The 24,608-nt window shown below is 67.8% G+C and carries 17 protein-coding genes and 1 pseudogene; 6 read left to right on the top strand and 12 right to left on the bottom strand.

Going from position 1 to position 24,608, the window contains the following annotated elements:
• Window positions 1-42: 42 nt before the first annotated feature.
• The 3 genes from JNO44_RS39300 to JNO44_RS39290 form a co-directional block, all read right to left on the bottom strand.
• Window positions 43-1,413, bottom strand: a complete 1,371-nt coding sequence (locus JNO44_RS39300) for a DUF1996 domain-containing protein (protein ID WP_205371317.1) — start codon at window positions 1,411-1,413, stop codon at window positions 43-45.
• Window positions 1,414-1,681: 268 nt separating this feature from the next.
• Window positions 1,682-2,335, bottom strand: coding sequence for a DUF4142 domain-containing protein (locus tag JNO44_RS39295; protein WP_205368762.1), 654 nt, complete (start codon window positions 2,333-2,335; stop codon window positions 1,682-1,684).
• A 1,356-nt stretch (window positions 2,336-3,691) separates the two neighbouring features.
• Complete coding sequence (locus tag JNO44_RS39290; RefSeq protein ID WP_205368761.1) at window positions 3,692-4,504, bottom strand: cutinase family protein; 813 nt, start codon at window positions 4,502-4,504, stop codon at window positions 3,692-3,694.
• A gap of 724 nt (window positions 4,505-5,228) precedes the next feature.
• Here JNO44_RS39290 and JNO44_RS39285 point away from each other — a divergent pair.
• Both JNO44_RS39285 and JNO44_RS39280 read left to right on the top strand, forming a co-directional pair.
• The gene (locus JNO44_RS39285) at window positions 5,229-5,639 is read left to right on the top strand and encodes a hypothetical protein (RefSeq protein ID WP_205368760.1); all 411 of its coding nucleotides are present in this window, start codon (window positions 5,229-5,231) and stop codon (window positions 5,637-5,639) included.
• Window positions 5,636-7,936: an NACHT domain-containing protein gene (locus tag JNO44_RS39280; RefSeq protein WP_205368759.1), complete on the top strand. Its 2,301-nt coding sequence runs from the start codon at window positions 5,636-5,638 to the stop codon at window positions 7,934-7,936. The genes JNO44_RS39285 and JNO44_RS39280 overlap by 4 nt, the downstream gene beginning before the upstream one ends.
• A gap of 200 nt (window positions 7,937-8,136) precedes the next feature.
• Here JNO44_RS39280 and JNO44_RS39275 read toward each other — a convergent pair whose 3' ends face one another.
• From JNO44_RS39275 to JNO44_RS39265, 3 genes are all read right to left on the bottom strand, one after another.
• Window positions 8,137-8,712, bottom strand: coding sequence for a hypothetical protein (locus JNO44_RS39275; RefSeq protein WP_205368758.1), 576 nt, complete (start codon window positions 8,710-8,712; stop codon window positions 8,137-8,139).
• A 121-nt stretch (window positions 8,713-8,833) separates the two neighbouring features.
• Entirely contained in the window at window positions 8,834-10,156 is a 1,323-nt protein-coding gene (locus JNO44_RS39270) for a serine hydrolase domain-containing protein (protein WP_205368757.1), read from the bottom strand.
• Window positions 10,149-10,835 carry a TetR/AcrR family transcriptional regulator gene (locus tag JNO44_RS39265; RefSeq protein WP_205368756.1) on the bottom strand — a complete coding sequence of 229 codons (687 nt, stop codon included), beginning with the start codon at window positions 10,833-10,835 and terminating at the stop codon, window positions 10,149-10,151. The genes JNO44_RS39270 and JNO44_RS39265 overlap by 8 nt, the downstream gene beginning before the upstream one ends.
• 189 nt (window positions 10,836-11,024) lie before the next feature.
• Here JNO44_RS39265 and JNO44_RS39260 point away from each other — a divergent pair.
• From JNO44_RS39260 to JNO44_RS39245, 4 genes and pseudogenes are all read left to right on the top strand, one after another.
• Window positions 11,025-11,866 (top strand): annotated as a pseudogene (locus JNO44_RS39260) (IS5 family transposase).
• A gap of 42 nt (window positions 11,867-11,908) precedes the next feature.
• Window positions 11,909-12,064 (top strand): hypothetical protein, encoded by a 156-nt coding sequence (locus JNO44_RS39255; protein ID WP_240168049.1) that lies wholly within the window; start codon window positions 11,909-11,911, stop codon window positions 12,062-12,064.
• Window positions 12,065-12,506: 442 nt separating this feature from the next.
• Complete coding sequence (locus tag JNO44_RS39250) at window positions 12,507-13,844, top strand: helix-turn-helix domain-containing protein (protein WP_205368755.1); 1,338 nt, start codon at window positions 12,507-12,509, stop codon at window positions 13,842-13,844.
• 122 nt (window positions 13,845-13,966) lie between these two features.
• Entirely contained in the window at window positions 13,967-14,512 is a 546-nt protein-coding gene (locus JNO44_RS39245) for a PadR family transcriptional regulator (protein ID WP_205368754.1), read from the top strand.
• A gap of 80 nt (window positions 14,513-14,592) precedes the next feature.
• On the opposite strand, the gene carB is transcribed toward JNO44_RS39245, so the two are convergent.
• The 6 genes from carB to JNO44_RS39215 all read right to left on the bottom strand — a co-directional run bounded on the left by carB (window position 14,593) and on the right by JNO44_RS39215 (window position 24,412).
• A complete protein-coding gene (gene carB / locus JNO44_RS39240) occupies window positions 14,593-17,880 on the bottom strand; it encodes a carbamoyl-phosphate synthase large subunit (RefSeq protein WP_205368753.1) in 3,288 nt (1,095 codons plus the stop codon).
• Window positions 17,873-18,997 (bottom strand): glutamine-hydrolyzing carbamoyl-phosphate synthase small subunit, encoded by a 1,125-nt coding sequence (gene carA / locus JNO44_RS39235; protein ID WP_240167867.1) that lies wholly within the window; start codon window positions 18,995-18,997, stop codon window positions 17,873-17,875. The genes carB and carA overlap by 8 nt, the downstream gene beginning before the upstream one ends.
• A gap of 188 nt (window positions 18,998-19,185) precedes the next feature.
• Window positions 19,186-20,940, bottom strand: a complete 1,755-nt coding sequence (locus tag JNO44_RS39230; RefSeq protein ID WP_240167866.1) for a carbamoyltransferase family protein — start codon at window positions 20,938-20,940, stop codon at window positions 19,186-19,188.
• A 46-nt stretch (window positions 20,941-20,986) separates the two neighbouring features.
• Window positions 20,987-22,366 (bottom strand): aspartate kinase, encoded by a 1,380-nt coding sequence (locus JNO44_RS39225; protein WP_205368751.1) that lies wholly within the window; start codon window positions 22,364-22,366, stop codon window positions 20,987-20,989.
• A gap of 62 nt (window positions 22,367-22,428) precedes the next feature.
• The gene (locus tag JNO44_RS39220; protein WP_205368750.1) at window positions 22,429-23,541 is read right to left on the bottom strand and encodes a 3-dehydroquinate synthase II family protein; all 1,113 of its coding nucleotides are present in this window, start codon (window positions 23,539-23,541) and stop codon (window positions 22,429-22,431) included.
• A 34-nt stretch (window positions 23,542-23,575) separates the two neighbouring features.
• Window positions 23,576-24,412 (bottom strand): 2-amino-3,7-dideoxy-D-threo-hept-6-ulosonate synthase, encoded by an 837-nt coding sequence (locus JNO44_RS39215; protein WP_205368749.1) that lies wholly within the window; start codon window positions 24,410-24,412, stop codon window positions 23,576-23,578.
• Window positions 24,413-24,608 lie beyond the last annotated feature (196 nt).

Raw genomic sequence — 24,608 nt, 5'->3', positions numbered from 1 at the left:
CCCCTCCCGTACGGGAGTCCGGGGGCCACCCGCCGCGCGCCGTCAGGAGCAGGCGCGACCGCCGTTGATGCACGCCACCGCCCGGTTCATGAGCCCGTCCGGCATCACATCGATGAAGTCGCCGTGGTCCGTCACCGGTTTACGCAGCTGCTCGGGGAAGCTGTCCACCGCGAAGCTGTCGCCCGGCGGCACGTCGTAGGTCAGCCGCTGGACCAGCTGCGGCACCGCCATGAAGCCCCGGGGGCAGGTGCCGTCCCGGTCGGCGAAGGCCATGTGGTCGCGGTGGTTGGCGCTGTCCGTCCGGCGGCCGTCCCAGCAACCGGGAAAGGCGAGGGTACGGACCACTTGCGAACCCCTCGGGCACAGCGGGTACTTGTCCTTCAGCTGACGGTTCTCGAAACCGGTGCAGCTCCAGGAGGCGGCGGCGTTCTCCGGCCCGTTGGTGAACGCCTTGGCGTCACCGGTGATCACGCGCAGGAAGCGGGGCATCGGCCGCACGGCCCCCGCCCGGCTGCCGCGGAAGGTCAGGGTCACCGAGGCCGGGGTCAGCACCGACCCGTCGTTGCCGCCGTGTCCGGCGCCCGGCCGCGGCATGACGGCGCCGTCCAGCCTGCGGAGCACCGGCCAGTAGTAGGTGGACAGATCACCGTTGGCGCAGGTGGTGTCGGCGGCGGCCAGCGACCGGTCGGTGGAGAAGGCGTCGGTGGTGGTGTTCCCGACGTAGTCGTGGGTGTGATGGGCGCCGTTGGAGACGCCCGGTGTCACGATGACGTTGTCGGAGTTGAAGTGGCCGTCCTCGTTGCGCCCGCACGTGCTGGTGAAGGTGCCGGTGGCGGCGCCCCGGCCGCTGGGCGCGGCGAACGGCGGCGCGGCGGTGTCGGCGCCCGGCCGGACGGTGGTGATGTCGAGGAAGTCGTCGGGGGAAGGCCCGTCGTGCCGGAGGGTGTTACGGCCTTGGCCCGGCCCCCGGTTCCGCCCATGCTCCTGCTCCTGGTCCGGGCTCGGGCCGGCTCCGGTGGGCTTGGTGGTGCAGGTGCTCAATCGCAGCAATTCGTCCGGGCGTTGGGCGCCGCCGCCGGCGATCGCGTCCGCCATCGTGCCGATGGTCTCGCGGCGCTGCCGCGCGAGGGCGCCGAGGAGTTGGCCGCTGTCGCCGCCCGCCGTCATCGCGTGGTATGCGTCCGAGACCTGGCGGTCGAGGGCGGCCAGCCCTCGGGAGACCTGGGGCTGCGCGCTGCGTGGCATCGTTCGCAGCCGCTCGCCGACATCGGGGCAGGAGATGGTGGCGGCGGTCGCGGTGAGGTGCTGAGGGCCCGGTACGGGGGCGGGGTCGGAGTTGTGGGCCAGTGCGGTGCCGGCGATGACCGTCAGCGTGCCGCCGCCCAGGAGGAGGGCAGCCGCGGCGACCGTCATGCGGGTGCTCAACCGCGGGCGTTTGTGGCCCTGTTGGCGTTGCCGGCTGTGAGGGCGTGACGGGTGGTGCGCCCGTCGACTCAAAAGACTCAAGCGGCTCAAACGGCTCAAGGGGGATCACTCCATTTCGTCCGGTGCGCGGAAGGGAGGGGACATGGCGAGCGGGATGGTGAGGGGAATAGGCAATGGAAATGGGAATGGAGGGCGGGCCGGGGTACAGGGACGGAGACCGGGCCGGGGCATCGGAACAGAGACCGGGCCGCAGCCATCAGCCGCTCTGCTGCGTGCCGTGGTCGGCCAGACCGGTCTGCTCCAGGACTGTCATGTGGTCCAGGACGATGGTGTTGGCCCGGTTGGCCAGGGCGCGGACAACGGAGTTACGGGTCTGGTCGCGGACCAGCGCGACCAGGCCGAAGACCTTGCCGTGGGACCGACGCAGCAGCTCCGCGAAGAGCGGGCCGAAGGCGTCGTCCGAGGCGGCGCCGAGCTGGCCGAGCCAGCCCTGCTGCTCCGCGGTGGGCCGGTCGGGCAAGGGGATGCCCAGAGCCCGCCCGGCCTCCACCGAACGGCGGTCCAACTCGGTGTGCCCGGCGACGAGATGATCGCCGGCGGTGCGCACCGCTGGGGTCCTCCCGCGCTCCTGGGCCTGCCGGCCCGCGGGCATCTCCCACAGGCCGGCCAGCCGGACCTTGCGGACGAAGTCCCGGTCCATCGCGGTCAGCGGACCGTAGCGGGTGGCGACGGTGCCCCCGCCGTCGTCGTCGAAGGCCACCGTGTTGGTGGTCGTGGACGCGCTCTCGCCGAAGAGCCGCACGGGCAGCAACAGCGCCGCGAGCGTGGCCAGCAGTGCGCAGACCACCAGGCCGGTGGCGAGGGTCCGCTCGAAGGCGGCGGATTTCCTGATGCCGGGGATCGACCGCATGCCGGGACGCTAAGCGCCGTACGGGCCGCACGGCGCCGGATCCTCGCCCCTGGACAAATACCGGCCGGGACGACGGCCGCTCTGCTATGGCGTCGCGGCGGGCGGGCCGGGGAGCCGGCCGAGGTCCGGACGGTGCGCGGCCGTTCGCGGCGCTGCTCGTGTGCAGAGCCCTTGCCCTGGCCGCCACCACCCGCCCGGTTCCACCGGACCGCCTACGCACGGCTATCCGCAACCATGAGGGCCGTACGGCATTCCTGCAGCCACGCGTCCCCGACGCCGCCCGCCGCCCGCGAGTACCGGGCTGATGCGCGAGGGTGACTCGCCCGATTCTTGACGTTCTGGTGGTGAGGCCGCAGCACGGGAGGTGCTGACGAACCAGGTGCTCAGGAACGGGGAGTTGCGGGCGGCAGATGCGGCGTGGGCGGCGGCCCGGCAGACCGAGGCGCTTGGCGACCCGTTGCCGCGGTGCGGGCCGTTGGCCTGTCGGTGTGTCGGAGCGTGTCATGCCCGGTCGCCCGGACGGCCTGGTCATCCTGGGTGTCGCGGACGCTTTGTGGGTCGAGTTGACGGCCGCCAGTGCTGTGCCGACGGCTTCGGGGGCATTCACCTGCTCTCCTGCCCATGCCCGGCTGGGGTACGTCCTGCTCGGCGGCCGTGTGGTGCCGACGGTGAGGGCGAGCGGCGGTCAGTGGAGTGTTCCGGAGGGTGAGGTGCGTCGGTCGGCCGCGGAACTGAACGCGGTGGGCTGGACCGGCGGGACCTGGTCCGTATCGGTCCGTTTGGTGGGGCGTCGCGGCGGGAGTGCCACGAGGAAACGCCGCTGCGTTGGCGCCAGCGCATCACGGGGCGCCGCGGCCGGTCTTGGGGCGTTCGCCAACCTGGAGGGCCGGATAACCGAGTCCATGACGCATTTCGCCGAAGTCGCCCACCCGGCCGGGGCGTTGGAGAACGACGACAGGCTCATGGGGTCGGTCGTGATCCGCGCCGGCGACATGCACCATCAGCTCGGCGAGTACGACAAGGCCCACGACCGCTACGTGGAGGCGATCGCCCTGGCCGAGAGGTCGGGCAGCCCCAGGCTGCACGGCAAGACCCTGCTCCGCCTCGGCGGTCTCCAACTGAATCTCCCGCGCGCTGGACGACCTGGGCCGCCGACGAGCGCAACGACGGCCGGACGCCGGCGAGTACGAGTCATAGCGTCTCGGGCGGTGCGGTGCGGTGCGGTGCGGGTGCAGGGCAGGGTCCGCGGGACGGGGGCGCGGCCGGAGTGTGGCAGGCCGTGCCCGGCCCCGCGGCCCCCTGTCCCCGCGGCCCCCTGTCTCCGCGGCCCCCTTCCCTGTGGTTCCGTCAGGAGCCCTACACGGGGTCTCCGTTCTCATTCAGCCACTGGACGCCGTCCTGGCCGTCCTGGTCGAGGTTCTTGGGGATGACGAATTCCGGGTATTTCCAGTGCAGGTTGAAGTAGCCGGGTGCGTTCGTGAGGGACCTCAAGTCGCACACCGGGTCGCCGATGATGCAGTACCGCTTGACCGGGATGCCGTTGAACTGCGCCGGGCCCGCGCCGGCGGCGGTGGCCACCCCGGGGATGCCCAACCCCTTGGGGAGATGCGCGAACAAGCCGGTGTCGGGCTGCATCGGGTCGGCGTAGAGCATGCCGTCGACCTGGGAGCGCGGAATGCCGGTGCTGCCGCTGGCGATCTTCTGGAGCACCTCGTCCGCGGCCTGGGCGCCCTGGGAGTAGCCGGTGATCGTGAGGCGCGCGTCCGGGTGGGCGCGGTGGGTCTCCTCCGCCGCCTGCAACCCGTTCTGATAGCCCTGTTGCACGCTGGCGTCGTAGGTCGGTGCGGTTACGGCGTCGGGGTTGAGCTGCAAGGGGGGCTCGATGAGCCCGCCGTGGGGACCGATGAGCGGGCCGGCGGTGGCCGGGTAGCACACCTTGATCGCGGAGGAACCGAGGTGGAGACGGTCGTTCGCGGTGGTGTAGGACTTGGTGATGGTGGGGCAGTCGGGACCGGAATCCGTAGGACCGGTGCCGCCGATCTCGATGTAGTAGTGCTCCGCGCCGGCCGCGTGCGCGGCGGACGGGAACGCGACGGCGGCGCCGGTGGTCAGCGCCGCCGCTACGGCAGCGGTGCGAACGGCCCGTGCCGCCCTGCTCGTTTTCGACATTGCCTGATCTCCCCCTGAGGTCGTGGACGTGTCCGACAACGAAGGCTCCAGATGCTAGGCACGGCCGTTGACATCGCGATGAAACGCTGAGACTGCGCTGGTGGCGCGGCTGTCACGCACGACTGCTCAGGGCTCAAGACCCAGAGCTCGGGGCGAGGGCGGCGGATCGGAGCCGAGGACGCGGGCGGTGGCCTCGGAGGAGGTGCCGTCGGTGAGTGGGGACTCCTGCCCAGCCTGCAGCCGCTGGTGCCCTCAACACACCCACCGCTAAAGGCGATTGCCACCGCCGTCCGCGCCACACAAAACTACCTTCGCGTCAGGACCAGGGCCAAGTGGCCCGAGCCGCCGACTGGCGGCGCAGCGATGCGCCACCTTTCTCATGGAACCCGAGCCGCCCGAGTCGCGTCCTCCCAATAGCGCTACATGCCCCGCTGACCGAATGCGTCCGGGTGCCACGGATCCGGCATGGGGCACGCGATCTGAGCAGCATGCTGAGCTTCAGGAAATGAGAGTCATCGCGGCGTCACCGCACACCCGAACAGTGGACGGGGGCTGACTCATCAGCATCAGGTGCGGCAGGTCAAGGAGGAGGATCATCCTTGCGGTCGCCACGGGGTGGGTGCGTGGGCCTGCGGTGGTGCCGATCCGAACAGTCGACTCCCGGGCTTGTCACTAGGTGAAGACGTCGTCGATGGCGTGACCGACGAGAAGAGAGGTGCCTCTGTTGACTGAGATCGACACTTTGCTCGACCAGATCATGCCTGCAGTTGAAGCGGCGGCGGGTGCGTACGGCGTCGGCGTGCTGACCAGGGCCGAGGACGAGGCGGCCGGAGCGACGGTGCGGCTGGGACAGCGGCTGCTCGCCCGGATCCTGCACCGTGGCACCGACGCCGCGTCGGTTGAGGCCACCGTCACCGACCTGGCGGGGAGGGGCGAGGACCCGGACGTACGGGCCGCACTGCGCCGACAGATCGAAAGGGCACTGAGGGACGACCCGCGGTTTGCCGGCGAGTTGTCGGCGATGCTGCCGGAGCGCCCGGCCGCGCAGGTCGCCGGGGAGCGCAGCGTCTCCGTCACGGAAAATACCGGGATCATCTCCACCGGCGACGGTGCGACGAACACTCTGTTCCGATGAGCCTCGCGCCGGATCAGTGGGGGTCGGGGCCCGCCCCGACTCCCGCCCAGTCGGGCGGCGAACCGACGATCACGGTCGGAGACGTCTCGGGCATTCTCAGTATCGGCGACCACAACGTCAACCTGCTCTTCACCAACGGGTTCTCCGCCGAGGACGCGCTGGCCAAGTTGGTCAAGCAACTCGTGCATGCAGTGCGCGCCGAGCGCCGCTCTCAGCTGGCCGACAAGGCCGATCTGCTCGCGATTGAGGTCGGCGCGCGCTTGCGGCACGAGGGGGAACAACTGCGGTTACAGGACCGGAGCCGGCTGACTGTCCACTGGCAACCGGTGGCCGGGCAGGAGCCCGGCAGCCGGGGGGACATCCGCAACGACCCGGCCGGTGCATCGGATGCTTGCCCGCCGGACCTGCGTCAGCTGGACGACCTCACGGTTGGCCGCGAGCGGGTAAAGCTTGGCTGGCTGATGGTGCTGGGGCGGGAAGGCTCGGGGAAGAGCGTCCTGGCCCTGCAATTCGCGCTGAACCGCCTCAACGCGCGTCCTCGCGACGGCGAAGCGCCGGTGCCGGTGATCTTCAGCCTTGGATCGTGGAATCCCGGCACCACCTCGCTGCGACGCTGGTTGATCGGCCGGCTGGAGCGGGATCACCCCTTTCTCGCCGAGGCGAGCCCCAGCGGTAGGACGTGGGCCGCCGCGCTGGTGGGTGCCAATTACGTGCTACCGATCCTGGACGGGTTCGACGAGATCGCCATCGGTCTGCGCACACGCGCGCTGGTCGCACTCAACAGCAGCACCTTGCCGCTACTCGTGACCAGTCGCCGCGCCGAAATCGAAGCTGCCGCGGAAGGCAATGTCGTGCCCTCCGCCGCCGCTATCGAATTGATCGACCTCAATCTGGGCGACTCCGTCACATACCTGCGGAAGGCCACCGGCACACCTCCCTCCGACGGTAGAGGCGACACCCCCCGGGCCGGGTGGGCCTACGTCCTGGATGAGTTGAGCCGCCGTCCCCACACACAGGCCAGCGCCAATCTCGCCGCCGTGCTCACTACTCCCTTGATGGTCACACTCGCCCGGTTCGTCTACGAATCCGACTCCGACTCCGACTCATCGAAACGGCCCGACCGTGACCCATCGGACCTGCTGAAATCCAAGAAGCTCGACACCCGAGAAGCCCTTGAAAAGCATCTCTTGGACAGCTATATCCGCACCGCCTACGAACGCTTTCCAGCCAAGGAGCCCGAAGCGCAAGAAGAAGAAATCCGGCGCTGGGATGCCGAACGCGCCCAGCACTGGCTCGGCTACCTCGCCGCACATCTGACGGAACTCAACACGCCCGACATCGAATGGTGGCGGCTGGGGGTCACCGTGAAGCTGCGCTGGCTCATGCTGCGGGTCGGGGTCACGGTCGGAATCGCGTCCGGACTCGTGGCCGGCCTCGTCAACGGGTTCGAGGACGGGCTCGTGGACGGGCCCGCGCACGGGCTCATGACGGCAGGCATCACCGGCCCGTTGAACGGGCTCGCGCTGGGTCTGACCTTCGGGCTCATGCACGGGTTCGTCACGAAGATGAAGGTAGGCGGCCCGAAGTTCGAACCGTCGCTCATGGAGATCAGGCTTCGGGGCTGGACGGAGAACGGGACGAAGACCAGACTGCGGGAGAGCTTCCGCCCCAGAGTCGCGGGCGGGCTCGCCGGTGGCCTCCTGTTCGGACTCCTGTGGGCGTTCGGAGTGGGGGCCTTATCGGCCCTCGTGGGTGTTTCCGGGCGCGTGATCGCGATGAATGCGGGGATACAGCTCGCGGTGGGGACCGGCCTGGGGTTCGCGATGGGGCTCGTCGCCGCGCTCGGGGCCGGGTTCGAGACGGTCATCCCGAGAGAGAAAAGAGAGGAACTGGCCCTGCCGTCGGTCCTGTTGAACACGAATCGCGCCACTGTGCTCAAGCAGATGCTCACCGTCGGGCTTGTGATCGGGTCCGGGTACGGGACCATGTTCGGGCTCACGTCGAACGCCCTGTACGGACTCGGGGCCGGACTGACGGCCGGATCCATGATCGTGCTCGGGGTCGGCACCATGACCGCCTGGGGGCGTTGGGTGGTTCTGGCCCGCATCTGGCTGCCCCTGACGGGATGGTTGCCGAAGGACCTGGACGCGTTCCTGCAGGACGCCTACGAGCGAGGCGTCCTGCGCCAGGTCGGCACGGTCTACCAGTTCCGCCACGCCCAGCTCCGGGACCACCTGTGCAGGACCGCCGACACCCCGCCCGAGCGCATCCTTCACCGGACCGACAAGGCAACCTGAACCGCCCGTTCGACGCCGCCGACACCGATGGCCACGGCTAGCCGGACGGGGCCGACCACCAGCGGATAGTGGATCGCTACCGCACCCGTGGAGAACCCGTTGGCCGGGCCCGACCGCGTGGACGCGTGGCTGATGGTGGCAGCGCAGGCCACTCGGCCGCCGCGCCGTGGCCGTCGAGGGCGTCGGGAAGGAGGAGGTCATCACGACTTGGGCAGTTGGTACCACAGGTCGCCCGCGTGGATGAGCGGTTGGGCCGGTGTCGCGCCGGCGTAGAGCGTGACGTCGAAGCGGATGGCACCCTGCGGCGGCTCTGCCGCCTCGTACCACGCCTGCACCGCGTCGCCCACGGTGCGGACGAATGTGCCGGTGCCGGAACCGCAGTCCCTGACCGGGGCGAAGTCATGGGTGGGTACCAGAAGGATGGGCACGAGCGTGCCGAGCGTCGCGCCGCCGGTGCCGGTGGCCGTCGGGTAGCTGTACGCCGCGGCAAGGCGGACGGGCAGGTGGCCGCCGGGTCCCCACACGTCCCGCTCCCACAGCAGGTCGTACAGGAAGCCGCCGAGCGCCTTGGCGATCCGCTCGCCGAGCGGGGCGCTCCCGGGCGACGGCTCGGTGAGGGTGACCGGGGCCGTGCCGGTGGCCGACGCGACCGCCGGGGCGGCGAAGCCGACGATCGGGGTGCGGTAGACGAATTCCGGAGCGGTGGGGGTCTCGCCGACGAGGATCCGGTTGCGGATGACCGACATGCCGGCGAGCGCGGTCCGGTGGGACAGCACGTCGGTCCCGGCGAACCTGCAGTGTTGAACGAGCGAGGGCTCATCGAGCCGTTCGCGCTCTCGCCTTAAGAGCTCGCGCAGATAGGCGCGGGAGTACCCGTGACAGCACGGCAGGCACAGGTCAGCCGCTGTGAGCGATGGTGCGCAGGGCGTCGAAGGTCTCCTGTTCGTCTTGCTGGTCCCCATAGTCGCTGAGTTTCACCACGACGGTCCTGCTTACGGGGTCGACGTAAATGTACTGCCCGTACACGCCGAGGGCGGAGTAGTCCTTGCCATTGCCGCCGGGGGGATGCCACCACTGCGCGGAGTAGCCCCAGCCGTCGACTTTGTGGGGTGCTGGGGTGGCGATGCGCTTGATCCATGCCAGGGGGATGATCTGTTTGCCCTGGGCGCGGCCGTTGTTCAGGACGAGTTGGCCGAGCTTGGCGTAGTCGCGGGGGGTGGCGTTGATGCAGCAGTACGCCTTCTCGTGGCCGTTGTCGCGGTCTAGGTTCCAGGTGGCGCTGTCCTGTGCTCCCATCGGTGCCCAGATGTTGTCCGCCAGGAGGTCGGCCAGCGACCGTCCTTGGGCCTTGGCCAGGACCTGGCCGAGGAGTTCGGTGTCGATGCTGCGGTAGGCGCCTTGGCTGCCCGGCCGGAACTGCAGGTCGCGATGGTCGTGTGCGAAGGCGGGCAGGTCACGGGTGAGGTACATCCGGGCGGTGCCGGTCAGCGGGTAGTACTCGTTGTAGTTCTCCGGGACGTCCACGCCCGAGGTCATGTCCAGCAGGTCGCGCACGGTGATGGCGTCGTAGGCCCCGCCGGTCTTCAGCTGGGGCAGGATGTCGACCAGCCGGTCGTCTTCCCGGAGTCTTCCCTGCTCGATGGCTTGCCCGGCGAGCAGGGACACCACCGACTTGGCGGCCGACCAGGAGGACAGGCGGGTGGTGGGGCCCACCCCGTTGCGGTACCACTCGTGGGTCAGCCGGCCATTCCTGAGGACGAGGAAGGCGTTGGTGTGGGTGGTCGTCAGGAATTGCTCGACCGGCACCCGCTCACCCTTCCATGGCACGGTGGCAGGAAGCGGCTCGTTGTGGACGGGCAGGGGTGCCGGCGTGGCGGAGGCGGGGATGGTGCGGGTGGCGAACAGGTCGCCCTGCCGCGAGGGCTCGGTGGTCAGCAGTTGGACCAGCGTGGGTGGGGAGGGGATGTCCAGCAGCGTGGTGGTCGTGTAGGAGCCGGCCACCAGCACGCCAAGCGCCACCGGCAGCGCGATGAGGGTGCGCCGTAGTACGCGCCGTGTCCGCAGCTTTGCAGAACGCGAGGCGGCCACGGCGCGGTCGGTCGGCTCCACGGCCCGGGTGGTGGCCGGTTCGGGACCGCTGTCCTGGGGGGCATTCTGGTCCGTGTCGACAGCCTCGTCAGCCTCGTCGGCGGCTTCCACAGCAGGACGGTGGTCAGACATCGGCGTCGTCCTTGGGGGTGGTGCGGGCGGTTGCGTCGACGGCCAGCCAGAACGCTTCCATCAGCGTCTGGAAGACGGCTTCGTCGTCCTGTGCTGCCAGGTGGGGCAGGTGCGTGGTGATGGCGGGATAGCGCTCGGGGGAGATGGTGGCGTACGCCCCGGCCCAGGCATGCTCGTCGGCGGCGCGTACCTCCTGCGGGAGCGCGGCATATCCGGCACGCATGCCCGCGTACGCCAGCACGGTATCGGCGAGCATCCGTTGGTAGCGGGCCACACTGCCCTTGTCCAGACCGATCTCCTCCAGCGCCGTGAGCATCGTCTCCATCGCGGCGAACTCCCCTGGGCCGCGGGTGGTCCGGCATGCGACGGCCGCACCGACGTACGGGTGGGCCTCAAAGACCTCCACCAGGGAACGGGCCAGCTCCTGCAGAACCTCCCGCGGCCCCAGGCCGTCGGGCACACACTCCACGGCCATGGCCAGCAGCTGGTCACCCACAGCCAGCAGCAGCGCATCCCGGTCCGCGAAATGCCGCCACACCGCCGACCGGTCCACGCCCAGTTCCTCTCCCAGAGCCCGTCCGGTCAGCCCGTCCGGCTCCGCCCGCGCCGCGATCCGCACGGCCGCCTCCACGATCAGCTCCGGCGACAACCGCACCGCCCGGCCCTTGCCCACAGCCATGTCCGTCCCCCACTCTCGCAATCATCAGTGCTGTCATCAATGATGACAATGCTGGGGTGGGATGGTCAACTCTGGAGTGCGACCACGATGCGGCGACGTTCGGGAAAGGCTTACCAGTCGGACGCAGGCAGTCGAGGCGATCGCTGCCACCAGCCCCAGCGCGACGCTCTGCGATCACCAGGGGGACCTGTGCCAGTTCTTCCGTCATGGCTGACCGAACCGCTGTGGGACCAGTTCTCGGCGCTGCTGCCCCAGCGGCCGCTCTACCACCCGGACCATCCTCTGCGCTGCCACCGTCCGCGCATCAAAGACCGGATCGTGTTCGACAAGCTTCTGCAGTTGCTGCGGTTCGTCTGCGCCTATGAGGCGATCGCTGACACGACCTGCTCGGCCAGCACCATCCGCAGCCGTCGCGATGAGTGGATCCGCCTGGGCGTCTTCAGCCAGTTGAAGCAGATCGCGCTCGACTCCTATGACCGCATCGTCGGCCTGATGCTGGATCAGATCGCCATCGATGGCTCCCTCACCAAGGCACCTGGCGGCGGCGAGGTCGCCGGCGTTCCCCGGTCGACCGGGGAAAACAGGGCCTGAAGCGTTCCGGCATGACTGACGGCTACGGAATCCCGCTCGGCCGTGTTCTGGCCGGGGCGAACTGTCACGACTCTCCGCTGCTGGCCCCGACCCTGGACCGCCTCGCGGAACTCGGGCCGCTGCCCAACGACATCACGGTGCACCTGGACGCTGGGTACGACTCGAACAAGACCCGCGCCCTGCTCGACGAACGCGGGCTGCACGGTCGGATAGCGCACAAGGGCGAGAAAGCCCCGATTCAGGCAAGTCGACGGTGGCACGTCGAGCGCACCCACGCCTGGCAGAACGCCTTCCACCGTCTTTCCCGCTGCTACGAGCGCCGCGCCGTCGTGATCGACGCCTTCTTCGACCTCGCGGACACGATCATCACCGTCCGCAGTCTGATCCGACGATCCTGGACTACCCACCGCTGGGACAACCGCCCGAGGCGATGCCCGTAAGCCCACGCCTATCTGCGCGAGTTCTAAGGCAGCCTGCTCGCAGTGGCCGTCAGCGCCGACCTTCAGCTCCGCCTGGACCCGCCGATCGAGTCCGCCGTGTACTTCGGGATCAGCGAACTGCTGACCAGCGCGGTCAAACACGCCCGTGCGATCCGGGCGCGGATCTCCTTTGCCCTAAACGGCCACGGATTATCCTGACGGTTGCCCTAACGGAGCCTCGCGGACACCAACATCGACAACCCGCACCGCCGGGTGCGGTTGAGCTTCCTGGGTTGACCGTGATCACCCTGAGGGTGGTCGCGAAGTCTTCTGACCGCCGCCGCATCCGTCGGCGGCCACATCATTGGCCGAGCGGACGGCTTCCCCGCTCAAACGCGAAGGGGAGTAACCGGCGATATATTCACGGGTGGCGAGATCGGGTCGCGGATCAAGGCCAGATCTGTATTGGGGATTGCGGCAGTTGTCCTGAATGCGGCTGGGTGTATTGCTTCCGATTCCTTTCTGGAGCGGTGTGTGCTGTGCTACACTTTCACCTCAACGCACCCTCAATGAGTCTCCACTTGACCTGGAGAGTGGAGTGTCGAACGGAGAGAATTTCTCGTTCAGGAGGCCGCTATGAGTCGAAGAAATTCTCTGGAGTATGACGACTAACAACTTTGGGCAGAAGCTGAGGTCGCTTCGACTCCAGCGGGGTCTTTCTCAAAACGACCTGGCGGAACCGGGTTTGTCCGCAGGCTACATCAGCCTGCTGGAGAACGGAAAGCGACCTCCGACTTCTGAGGTGATACTGAGGATCGCCGCACGGCTGGATGTCTCCCCGGAAGTTCTGTCCAGCGCCCAAGAGGCATCGGCGCAGCCGAGTGATATCGGTAGCATCGAAGTTGATTACGCGACTCAAGTGATCCTGCTGCGGGGCGACTTGGCGTTTGCTGACGGAGACATCTCCGGGGCTTGTGACTCTTTCGAGGCGGCGCTGGAGAGTGCCGTTCACTCCGTAGCGGACCAAATGGAAGCAGTCCATAGGTTGGCGCGCGCCTGCGAACATCTCGGCGAGCTCGACAGAGCGGCCGAGCTCTATCGACAATGGCTCGATCTCCATCAGCAGCAGCGCGTTTCGGGATGGGTGCACAAATGGGTCGTCTGCGCAACGGCGCTGACGAGGTGCATGCTGGAGCTCGGCCGGCTGGACGAAGCGGTGGCGTTTGGCGTCGAGTCCCTGGCGCAGGCACGGACTCTTGGAGTCCATGGCATACCTCCCGCCGTTGAGCTGGCGAGCAGTGTGCAGTACGCCCATCATTGCCGTGGCGGTGGCGGCCGAACGGACATCGATGCGGGAGCCGTTGAAGAGGCTGCCGCGGGGTTCCTCTCCCGTGACGTTCAGGTGGCGGCATATTCCCAGGCTGCCCAGGCCGCGGAGGAGAACGGCGATCAGGAGAGCGCTTACGCCCTTCTCGTCGAGGCTTTCCAGGCGAAGGTCATGGACACCCGTGCAGTTGCCGGCGACCGCATCGCGGTGACCGCCATGGCGTACATGGCGCACCAGGGCGGGCGGCTTCCGGCGCAGCTGCAGTCGAATGTGCGCCCGGCCGTACAACGCCTTCAGGAATTCGGCACGGCAGTCGACGCATCGCTCGGCACAGCGGGATTCGCCAACATCCTGCTGAACAGCGGGGAGTCGGAGGAGGCCCACCGCACGGCCGTCGACGCGCTGGCCACCATGCCCGCTGCATACCGGTTGAGCCGCGCGCAGACGGCATTGACCGCCGGTCGGGCACTTCGTGAGCTGGGTCAGTACAAGCAGGCTCGGGGCTCCTACGAGAGCGCATCCACGCAGTTGATCGATATGGGACTCGGCTGGCTGGGGGCGAACGCGCTGTTCGAGCTTGCGGAGATGCTGGAACAAGCGGGTGACGCCTCCGGCGCACTGTCGGTCTACCGGACCGCGTCGAAGACGCTGAGAGCCCCCCGCGGTACCTGAACTTCAGGGCGGTATTTGCAGGGGCCGGATCCGCTTCGCGTGGCTTTTCTGTTCCGCCGTACCTCGAACCGGGATAAAGTGGTGGCCACCTTGGCCAGGACACTCCCGGATGGAAACACCCCATGCTCGACTTGGCAATTATGGGCTTCCTTGCAGAAGCCCCACTTCATGGCTATGAGCTGCGCCGTTGCGTTGCTCAGCTCACCGGTCACGTGCGCCCAGTCAGTGATGGATCGCTCTATCCGGCGATCAATCGGCTGGAACGTCATGGATTCCTCACGCGTCATGTGGAGAAGGGATCACAGGGGAGCGTACGGCAGCGGCATACGTTGTCCCTGACGAGCCAAGGCAAGGATCAGCTGCTTGGGCAATTGCGGAACCCGGGCGAGAAGTTCATCACGGATCGAAATCGGTTCAATGTGGTGCTTGCCTTCCTCGGCCTGGTGCCGGACGTAAGGGAGCAGGCCGCGGTTCTGCAACGTCGCCGGGAGTTCCTCGACCAGCCGGCCAGCTACTTCACCCGGGGCGGCAAGCTGGTCCGTGCAGTGGATACACCCGACAGATACCGGAAGGGCATGCTCCAGGTTTCCCGGGAATCGCGACGGGCCGAAATCGCGTGGCTGGACAGCACACTTGCCGAACTCTCCGCCGAAGCGAGCGGTGTATGAGCCGTCGTGGCCGAGGACTCTCCGCAGCCTCCTTCTCTGGCGCATTGCCACCATCGAGCACGATGTCCTCGACGGCGACGTCAGTGTGAGTGGTGCCAGTCCTGGAGCGCCCGTACTTCGGGTTCCGTTGCGCTGGCTTCTTCGATGCCTCGGACGACTGCCACGGCGCCCTGGATGGTGGTGACATAGGGGACGCCCCGCGAGACGGCCGCGGTGCGGAGTTCGCTGCCTTCGGCGCGTTCGGGGTGGTTGCCGTGGGATGTGTCGATGACCAGCGTGATGTCATCCTCCTGAATGCGCCGGGCGTGCTGCCCTTCGCCGTCACCGTCCTGCACCACGGTGATATCCATCCCGTTGCGGCGCAGGAATGCTGCGGTGCCCTGTGCCGCCAGGACGTGAAAGCCCAGGCCGGCGAGGCGCTCGGCGAGGAGGATGCCAAGGCTCTCGTCCCGGTCGGCCAGTGCGAGCACTACGGAGCCCTTCATCGGCAGCGCCCCGTGGACCGCGATCTGGCTCTTTGCGTAGGCATGTCCGAGAGTGATGTCGATACCCATGACTTCGCCGGTCGACTTCATTTCCGGGCCGAGCAGGGGATCGATGCCGCGGCCTTCGGGGGTCCGAAACCGGTGAAACGGCAGGACGGCTTCCTTGACGGCGACCGGAGAACGGGCGGGCAGGGTCGCGCCGTCTCCGGTGGCCGGGAGGACGCCCTCGTCGCGCAGGTCGGCCAGGGTCGCACCTAGCATGATGCGCGAGGCGGCCTTGGCCAGGGGCACGGCCGTGGCTTTGGACACGAACGGCACGGTGCGGGAAGCGCGCGGGTTGGCCTCCAGGACGTACACGACACCGTCCTTGAGGGCGTATTGGATGTTGAGCAGGCCGTGCACGCCGAGGGCGCGGGCGAGGGCTTCGGTGGAACGGCGGACCGCCTCCACCTCCTGCCTGCCGAGGGTGGGGGGAGGCAGGACGCAGGCGGAGTCGCCGGAGTGCACGCCGGCTCGTTCGATGTGCTCCATGACGCCGCCGAGGTAGACCTCACGGCCGTCACAGAGCGCATCGACGTCGATCTCGATGGCGTTGTCCAGGAAGCGGTCCACCAGCACCGGGTGTTCGGGGGCGATGTCAGTTGCCCGGTTGATATAGCTCTCCAGGGAGGCTTCGTCGTGGACGACTTCCATCCCGCGCCCGCCCAGCACATAGGAGGGGCGCACCAGCACCGGATAACCGATGTCGTCGGCGATGCGCTTCGCCCCGGCGAAGCTGGTGGCGGTGCCGTACGGGGGAGCGGGCAGCCCGGCGGTGGCCAGGACCTCCCCGAACGCACCGCGGTCCTCCGCGAGGTCGATCGCAGTGGGCGGGGTGCCGAGGACCGGTACTCCGGCGTCGGCGAGCCGCCGCGCCAGGCCGAGCGGTGTCTGGCCACCGAGCTGGACGATGACGCCGGCCACGGTGCCGGAGACCTGTTCGGCGTGCACCACCTCCAGCACGTCCTCGAACGTGAGCGGTTCGATGTACAGGCGGTCGGAGGTGTCGTAGTCGGTGGAGACGGTTTCGGGGTTGCAGTTGACCATCACCGTCTCGTAACCGACCTCGTGCAGCGCCATGGCGGCATGCACGCACGAATAGTCGAACTCGATGCCCTGGCCGATGCGGTTGGGCCCGGAGCCGAGGATGATCACCTTGGGCCGCTGCCGCTGTGCGGCGACCTCGCTCTCGGCGGCGGGGTCGAACTCGTAGGCCGAGTAGTGGTACGGAGTCCTGGCCGGGAATTCGGCGGCACAGGTGTCGACGGTCTTGAACGTCGGTCGCACGCCCAGCCGGTGCCGCAACGACCGTACCCGGTCCTCATCGGCCAACTCGGGCCGCAGCAGCGCGATCTGGCGATCGGACAGGCCCGCGCCCTTGGCGCGACGCAGCAACGCGGCATCCAGAACCGGTGCGTGGATGACCTCGGCGCGCAGTTCGATCAGGGAGCCGATCTGGTCGAGGAACCACGGGTCGATGCCCGAAGCCTCGTGCACCTGCCGCACGGTGGCGCCCTGCCGCAGGGCCCGTTCCACGGTGTACAGCCGGCCGTCGTGCCCCGTGCGCAGCGCCTGGAGCGTGCTTGCGAGGGTGGTGCCTTCGGGGTCGGGCCCGGTCCACATGCCCGCGCCCGGGGTCTCCATCGACCGCAGTGCCTTGCCGAGCGCTTCGAGGAAGCTGCGGCCCATCGCCATGGCCTCGCCGACGCTCTTCATCGTGGTGGTCAGGCCCGCATCCGCGGTGGGAAACTTCTCGAACGCGAACCGCGGCACCTTGACCACCACGTAGTCCAGGGTCGGTTCGAAGGAGGCGGGGGTTTCGCCCGTGATGTCGTTGCGTATCTCGTCCAGCCTGTAGCCGATCGCCAGCTTCGCGGCGATCTTGGCGATGGGGAACCCGGTGGCCTTCGACGCCAGCGCCGAGGACCGCGACACCCGCGGGTTCATCTCGATGACCACCATCCGCCCCGTTTCGGGGTGAACGGCGAACTGGATGTTGCAGCCGCCGGTGTCGACGCCGACCGCGCGCAGCACCGCGATGCCCATGTCGCGCATGCGCTGGTACTCGCGATCGGTCAGCGTCATCGCAGGTGCCACCGTCACCGAGTCGCCGGTGTGCACGCCCATCGGGTCGATGTTCTCGATCGAGCAGACCACCACCACGTTGTCCTGGTGGTCGCGCATCAGCTCAAGCTCGTACTCCTTCCAGCCGAGCACGCTCTCCTCGATCAGCACCTCGTGCACCGGGGACTCACTGAGCCCCAGCGCCGCCATGCGCTCCAGTTCCTCGGCGGTGTGCGCCATGCCGGAGCCGAGGCCGCCCATGGTGAACGACGGCCGGATCACCACCGGCAGCGCGTGTTCGGAGACAAAGGTCCGCACCTCGTCCATCGACCGGCACACCGCCGACTCCGGCACCTCGCCGCCCACGGCGCGCACGATGTCCTTGAACCGCTGCCGGTCCTCCCCCCGGCGGATCGCCTCGATGTCCGCGCCGATCAGCTCCACCCCGTACTTGGAGAGCACCCCGCGCTCGTGCAGCGCCACCGCGGTGTTCAGCGCCGTCTGGCCGCCCAGGGTGGCGAGGAGCGCGTCGGGGCGTTCCGCCTCGATGACCTTCTCCACGAACTCCGGAGTGATCGGCTCGATGTAGGTGGCGTCGGCGAATTCCGGATCAGTCATGATCGTCGCCGGATTCGAGTTCACCAGCGATACCCGGATGCCCTCGGCGCGCAGCACCCGGCACGCCTGTGTGCCGGAATAGTCGAATTCACATGCCTGCCCGATCACGATCGGACCCGATCCGATGACCAGGATGTGCTTGACGTCGGTCCGCTTAGGCATTCATGTCCCCCTCCATGAGCTGTACGAACAGATCGAACAGCGGCGCGGCGTCGTGCGGGCCGGCAGCGGCCTCCGGGTGGTACTGGACGGAGAACGCCGGACGCTCCAGCAGGCGCAGGCCCTCCACCACTCCGTCATTGGCGCAGTGATGCGAGACCTTCGCCCGGCCGAAGGCGGTGGCGAATTCCTCGCCGGGCTCACCTTCCACGGCGAATCCGTGGTTCTGCGCGGTGATCGACACCCGACCGGTGGCAGCGTCGATGACGGGAATGTTGATGCCCCGGTGCCCATAGCGCAGTTTGTAGGTCCGGCGCCCCAGCGCGCGCCCGAGAATCTGGTTGCCGAAGCAGATCCCGAACAGCGGCAGGCCACGGTCGAGGACCTGCTCTGCCAACGCCACCTGCGCATCGGCGGTCGCCGGATCTCCTGGCCCATTGGACAGGAACACCCCGTCCGCGCCGAGTGCGAGCACTTCCTCCAGCGTCGCCGCCGCCGGCAGCACCTGGACCTCGATTCCACGGGCCGTCATCATGCGCGAGGTGCTGGTTTTGATCCCCAGGTCCAGCGCAGCCACCGTGAAACGCTTCCCGCCCTGCGCGGGTACCACGTAGGGCGCGCCGGTGGTGACCTCTCCTGAGAGATCCGCGCCGGCCATCGCCCGGCCGGCCCGGACCCGCGCGACCATTTCCGTGTGCGGGGCCAAGGCGGCCCCGGAGAACACTCCGCCGCGCATCGCGCCGAATTGCCGCACATGTCGTGTCAGTGAGCGGGTGTCGATTCCGGCGATGCCGACCACTCCCTCGCGGTCCAGTGCGTCTTCGAGAGGGCGGCGTGAGCGCCAGTTCGACGGTGCGCGCGCCGGTTCCCGCACCGCGTAGCCGGCCACCCAGATCCGCTGTGACTCGTTGTCCTCGTCATTCCATCCCGTATTGCCGATGTGCGGCGCGGTGGCCACCACTATCTGCCGGTGGTACGACGGGTCGGTCAGCGTCTCCTGGTATCCCGTCATTCCCGTGGTGAATACGACTTCGCCCAGGCATGACCCCTCGCGTCCGAACGCCTCACCACCAAAGACCCGGCCGTCCTCCAGCACCAGTGCCGCTGCGGCTCTAGCCATTTCCATCCTCTTCACAGACGGGGTTCATGGAATCTCCACCAGCCACGCGAGATGAGTTACGAGATGTCAGTGCAGGCGGCCCACCTGCGGGCCTGCGGCGACTGCGACATGACGCCGACAGAACAGCCTCGGAGTGGCCTTCGTCGACCCGCTCCAGAAAACCGTTCTGTCGGCCGTCACGTCCCGTACTACTTCGACACCTCGACCGGCCGGCGGCTCGGGTGGCTGTCGGGCAGCGAGCGGCCCGGCTTGCTCAGGAGCGTATTGCCGAGGTACAGGTAGTCGATCTCCGTGTTGAGGAAGGTCCTGATGGCGTCGGCCGGAGTCTCCACGATCGGCTCGCCGGCGTCGTTGTACGAGGTGTTCAGGACGAGGGGGACGCCTGTGATCTCGGCGAAAGCGGAAATCAACGCGTGGTACGCACTGTTGGTTTCCTGGTGCACCGTCTGTACACGGGCCGTTCCATCGACATGGCACACCGCGGGGATGACCTTCTCTTTGTCCTGCCGCACATGCGGGACGAGCAGCATGAACGGGCTCTCCCGATCGCTTTCGAACCAATCGGAGACCCGTTCGGCCAGCACCGACGGCGCAAACGGCCGGAACAACTCCCGGTGCTTCACGACGTCGTTGAGGTAGTCCCGCATTTCCGGGTGCCGCGGGTCCGCCACGATGCTCCGGTGCCCCAGCGCCCGGGGGCCGATCTCCGAACCTGTCTGGAACCAGCCGACCGTGTGGTGCGAGGCGATCAGGCGGGCCACCTCGGACACCTCGGCCTGCCGCGCCTCAACGGCCCCGCCGGCTTCGCGCACCGCCTCGTCGACGGCGTCCTGGCCATATGCCCGGCCCATGGACGCGGACTTCACGTGGTGCCGCTTCTCGCCGCCCGCAAGCGCGTAGTAGCCGTAATAGGCCGACCCGATGGCGACACCGTCGTCGCCCGAAGGCCCGAAGAAGTACACCTCGTCGAATCCGCTCTCATTGGCGATCCGCTCATTGGCGACCGAATTGAGCGCAACGCCACCGGTGAAGCACAGCCGGCGCCGGCCCGTGATCTTCCGGGCGTGCCGGGCAAGGTAGAGCAGGGCTTCTTCGGTTTCCTCCTGCACCTTGCGGGCCACATCCTTGGCAAAGGGATGGTCCCAGCTGCCACGCTCACTGCTGTCAAAGCCTTCGCCGTCTTCCTTCAGCCAGCGGCGCCAGGCATCCTCCAGGTCCGCCGTGCGCGCATTCACCTTGCCCGCGTCCAGGTGGAGAAGCTGCGGCCAGTCGGGACGGTGTTGCCCATAGGGCGCAAGGCCCATGGTCTTCCCGGCCTCCGGGTAACCGCCACACCCGAAGTCCCCGAAAGCGGGATGGCCGTACCGGGTCACGAAGCTCAGCTTCGAAGAGAAGAAGCTGTAGAACAGGCCGATTCCGACCTCGCTGTAGTCCTTGGGGAACGAGTCGCTGTACACCCGCTCCATGGAGCGACCCTGCGCGTCGAATATCGTGTGCTTCTCAAATCCCGTGCCGTCCTCGGTGAGGCTGCCGACGCCGTCGACGACGAGGACCGCGGCATCGTCGAACGGCGACGCGAAGTACGCGGAATAGGCGTGCGCGAGGTGGTGGGAGGGCGCGGGCAGGATCCGCAGCTTGCTCTTGTCCCTGATGGGGAATTCGAGCAGCATGCGCTTCAGGGCATTGTCATAGATCGACTTGTTTCCCACGACCAGATCCAGGTCGTCGATGCTCAAGCCCACTGCTTCGAGGCAGTAGTTGATGGACTTCATGGGAAGCACCCGGGTCAGGTACTCGGACAGCTCGAGCCGGCCGCCGTAACCGTGCACCAGGAATCCAGGCGAGTGCTTCGACCGGTCGAGACGTTCCTCCTCGACGGCCACCACGATCTCGCCGTCTTTCACGATGCAAGCGGATCGATCGTGCCCGAGGTTGAGCCCCATTACGTACATTGAATTCTCCAGCCGGGATCAAGGACGACGGGTTGGTTCAGCGAACGGCGGTGAGCGCCGGCACATTCGAGCCCCGGCGGCGCTCGCCGATCGCGGGCCTGCGGTGCTCACCACCGCGCTGGGACGAGAGTTCTTGGTTCGGTACGGGGTAGATCCGCGGTACGGCGAGACCGTCGACGAACGCGTCATGGACGCTTTGGGTGACATCGGCAAGGCTGCTCTCGCCGATGAGCACCCTGAGCGCGTTGGGGGCGACGACGAGGTCGGTGCCGAGCGCATCGACGGAACGCAGCGCCTGCAGCATCGTCAGTACCGAATCCGCCTCGCGGCCGAGCCCGATACCGACGACTGACAGCCGCGCGAGGTTGGACGTCCAGTGCAGTTCATCGAGCGAGCCGCGCAGGGCCGCACCGGTGAGGAGGGACCGCGCCTCTTCCGAGTCCGCCGCCGACAACGTGAAGGCGACATCGCTGACGCCCTCGGTGCCCAGGTTGCCGTACCGGCAGAGCTCCATCCCGATTCCGTGCTCGGCGAGCGCGGCCAATGCCCGCCTCGCAGAGTCCGCACTGATGCGCCGTAACACACAGCGCACCAGGCCCTGTTGACTGGCGACCCCGGCGATCGGTCGTCCGTTCGGCGCCGCGATCCACGAGTCGTCGGTGCCGCGGACATTGCACGGCCGGTGGTTGCCCACCCAGGTACCAGGGTCGGCGACGGACTGGCACGAGCGCACCTTCAGGTCGACACCGTGAGTCCGCGCGTATTCCACCGAGCTCGGTGCGAGGACCTTCGCGCCGCTCGTGGCGAGTTCCGCCATCTCCTCGTACGAAAGAGCGGTGTGCCGGCGGGCTCCTGTGACGTGGCGGGGATCGGCTGTGTACACACCGGATACGTCCGTCACGATCTCGCAGTGATCGGCCGCGAGCGCGGCCGCCAGCGCCACGCCCGTGGTGTCCGATCCGCCCCGGCCGAGAGTCGTCCGCGCTCCGCCGACGCCGGCCTCGCCCTGGAATCCCGCGACCACCGGTACGACGCCGCCCTCAAGGGCGCTGCGCAGCTGCCCCGGTTCGATCTTCTCGATCGAGGCGTCGCCATGGCGGTGATCCGTACGGATGCCCGCCTCGGGGCCGCCGAACGAGCGGCTGGCGACGCCCTGTTGGTTCAGGGCGAGGGAGAGCAGCGCGGCCGACCTCGCCTCACCCGTGCACAGCAGGGCGTCGAGTTCGCGGAGATCCGGACGCTCCGCCACGGCGGACGCCAGCGCGAGCAGCTCGTCGGTGGTGCCGCCCATGGCCGAGACGACCACGACGACGTCGTGCCCCGCCTCCCGGGTCGTCCGGACCTGCCGCGCCACTTCCGTGATCTTCTCGGGGGTGGCGACTGATGTGCCACCGTATTTCTGCACAATGCGTGCCACGTTGTGCACCCTCCTTCGCCACCGGAAACGAGGACTCCGAATGAACGGACGACGCGATGCGCTTACTGTTCGTGGAGAAACTCACGGATGGCGTAGCCGACGTGCCGCTGATCCGTGAGGGTGTGCCCGAGAATCCGGTCGCCCGGCCGGAGTTCGGTGATGTTGTGAACGCTTGCGCTCGGCCCGAGTGCGCGGACGTGCCAGTCGTCCTGTGCCACCACGTCGACGAGCGTTCCGTCGGAGGTACGGGCCTCGATCTGCAGCATCGGGCGGGTTTCCATCTTGATGCGACCCACGATGACGCGTCGTACATTTCCGTCCGTGCTGACCGCGAGAACCTCTGAGCCGCATCGGAGCTCCGAGAGGTATTGCGTGCGGTTACCGGGCGTGAGCGTGTAGGAATGAAGTGCTGCCGCGTTGACCCGGAACGGCCGTGTCGGCATGTAGGGGAGCGGATGTGTCTCACTGCTGATGAGCATCAGGCCGGTCGAGTACGAACCGACGAGGATGCCCTCGTTGGGCCTGAGCCGGGTGCAGGTGTCCACGCAGACCCGGTCGCCGAGCCCGAGATGCGTCAGCTTGACGATCTCGAATTCCTCCATGGCGAGCGAGGCGCTTTCCTCATGGCACACACGCACCAGCTCGGAGACATCACCCACCCGGCGCGGCCGCAGCAGAATTCCGTCGGATCCGCGTTCCAGGACACCGAGCGTGACGACGGCGTCCTCAAGGTCCTCGACGAACGTGACGATCGATCCCTGGGCCCGGTCGGCAGCGGCCAGCAGGATCTCCAGCGGAATCTTGCTGGGGTCCTGCTGGAACTGGACGAACGTGAAGTCCGCCTCGTTGGCGATCTTGCAGGCAAGGTTGAGGGTCTCCTCGCCGACCACCTTCACCAGGACACCGGTCTTCAGGTGGGGGCGCAGCCCCTCGAACTTCTCGACAATGCTGTGATCGGCGACTAAGAGGTCGACCACGTCGACGAGCTGGTCGATCAACGTGGTCGGGGTTTCCGGCGCCACGATCGCGACCTTGTGCAGCGTCGGGGGCACGTTCTTGGCGAGTTCCGGATCGTCGACGACGACGCCCTCCACTCCCAGGTGGGCGCTCTCTTCGATTACCGCATTCGCCAGTTCGCCGGCGCAGTCACGGAGATCGATGTAGGCAGACTTCATGTTCTCCCTCAACTCGTGTCCGATTGCCTGTGGATCAGGAAAATGTTGCTTCGCGGTCCATCTGACGTTCCGCCGGCAGGAGGTCCGGCGGGGGAGCGGTGGCGTGCACCCGCTGCGCGATGAGGCGTGCCGTGTGTCCTGGGTCGGCGGCGCCGAAGACATTGCGTCCGACGGCGACGCCGGCGACGCCGGAGGCCATTGCGTCTGTGATGCCGTCGAGGAGTTTCTCCGTCTCGGCGACCACGCCGCCGCCGGCGGTCACGATGGGGATCGGGCTGGCATGGACGACATCGACCATCGTGCTGACCGAACCGGTGTAGGGCAGTTTGACGATGTCGGCTCCGAGGTCGGCCGCGATGTTCGCGGCGTGCGCCAGCAGAGCGGGGTCGGCGGGATTCGTCAGATGGGGGCCACGCGGGTACACCATGGCCAGCAGCGGTACGCCCCAGCGCGCCGCCTGGTCGGAGACCTTGCCCAGGTCGGTGAGTTGTGCGGCTTCGTTGTTGGAACCGATGTTGATGTGCACGCTGACTGCGTCCGCCCCCAGCGCCACGGCTTCTTCCACGGAGCCGACGAGAATCTTCGCGTTGGCGTCCGGGGCATAGCGGGTGCTGCCGTTCAGGTGCACGATCAGGCTCAAGTCCCGGAGCAGTTCCGGTCGGAGGAACCGGACCCGCCCTTTGTGGACGATGAGTCCGTCCACTCCGTTGTTGGCCATCGCCTCGACCAGTGAAGCGAAATTCTCGGTATCCGCTACTGGACCATCAGCCAGTGAATGGTCAAGTGGGACCAGGAAGATCGCCCCAGAGCCCGGATGACGAAGGCGCTGTAAGCGCCGGTGCTTTCCAGCCCAGCAATATGCTTCGGCCATCTCTACAACACCTCACCCTGGTAAGCGCCTTGGTAGGCGCCTTCGTGATGCATTTGCGGCGTCGCACCACCAAGAAGACCAGAGGCGGCCCTCGCTGTCAACATGCTTACAAGTGAGGCTTGTTGAGACTTTACAAGCCGACTCTACAAGTGTCTTGACGGGTTGTCATGCCTGGCGTAGGTTGCTCCATGTTCCG

The organism is Streptomyces noursei (assembly GCF_016917755.1).
In the GTDB taxonomy this organism is placed as follows: domain Bacteria; phylum Actinomycetota; class Actinomycetes; order Streptomycetales; family Streptomycetaceae; genus Streptomyces; species Streptomyces yunnanensis.
This window is presented reverse-complemented; position numbering and strand designations above follow the sequence as displayed.

Excerpts from the sequence above, each read along its gene's own strand:
- JNO44_RS39300 (WP_205371317.1), bottom strand. The coding sequence starts at position 1,413 with ATGACGGTCGCCGCGGCTGCCCTCCTCCTGGGCGGCGGCACGCTGACG.
- JNO44_RS39295 (WP_205368762.1), bottom strand. The coding sequence starts at position 2,335 with ATGCGGTCGATCCCCGGCATCAGGAAATCCGCCGCCTTCGAGCGGACC.
- JNO44_RS39290 (WP_205368761.1), bottom strand. The coding sequence starts at position 4,504 with ATGTCGAAAACGAGCAGGGCGGCACGGGCCGTTCGCACCGCTGCCGTA.
- JNO44_RS39280 (WP_205368759.1), top strand. The coding sequence starts at position 5,636 with ATGAGCCTCGCGCCGGATCAGTGGGGGTCGGGGCCCGCCCCGACTCCC.
- JNO44_RS39270 (WP_205368757.1), bottom strand. The coding sequence starts at position 10,156 with ATGTCTGACCACCGTCCTGCTGTGGAAGCCGCCGACGAGGCTGACGAG.
- JNO44_RS39265 (WP_205368756.1), bottom strand. The coding sequence starts at position 10,835 with ATGGCTGTGGGCAAGGGCCGGGCGGTGCGGTTGTCGCCGGAGCTGATC.
- JNO44_RS39250 (WP_205368755.1), top strand. The coding sequence starts at position 12,507 with ATGACGACTAACAACTTTGGGCAGAAGCTGAGGTCGCTTCGACTCCAG.
- JNO44_RS39245 (WP_205368754.1), top strand. The coding sequence starts at position 13,967 with ATGCTCGACTTGGCAATTATGGGCTTCCTTGCAGAAGCCCCACTTCAT.
- carB (WP_205368753.1), bottom strand. The coding sequence starts at position 17,880 with ATGCCTAAGCGGACCGACGTCAAGCACATCCTGGTCATCGGATCGGGT.
- carA (WP_240167867.1), bottom strand. The coding sequence starts at position 18,997 with ATGGCTAGAGCCGCAGCGGCACTGGTGCTGGAGGACGGCCGGGTCTTT.
- JNO44_RS39230 (WP_240167866.1), bottom strand. The coding sequence starts at position 20,940 with ATGGGGCTCAACCTCGGGCACGATCGATCCGCTTGCATCGTGAAAGAC.
- JNO44_RS39220 (WP_205368750.1), bottom strand. The coding sequence starts at position 23,541 with ATGAAGTCTGCCTACATCGATCTCCGTGACTGCGCCGGCGAACTGGCG.
- JNO44_RS39215 (WP_205368749.1), bottom strand. The coding sequence starts at position 24,412 with ATGGCCGAAGCATATTGCTGGGCTGGAAAGCACCGGCGCTTACAGCGC.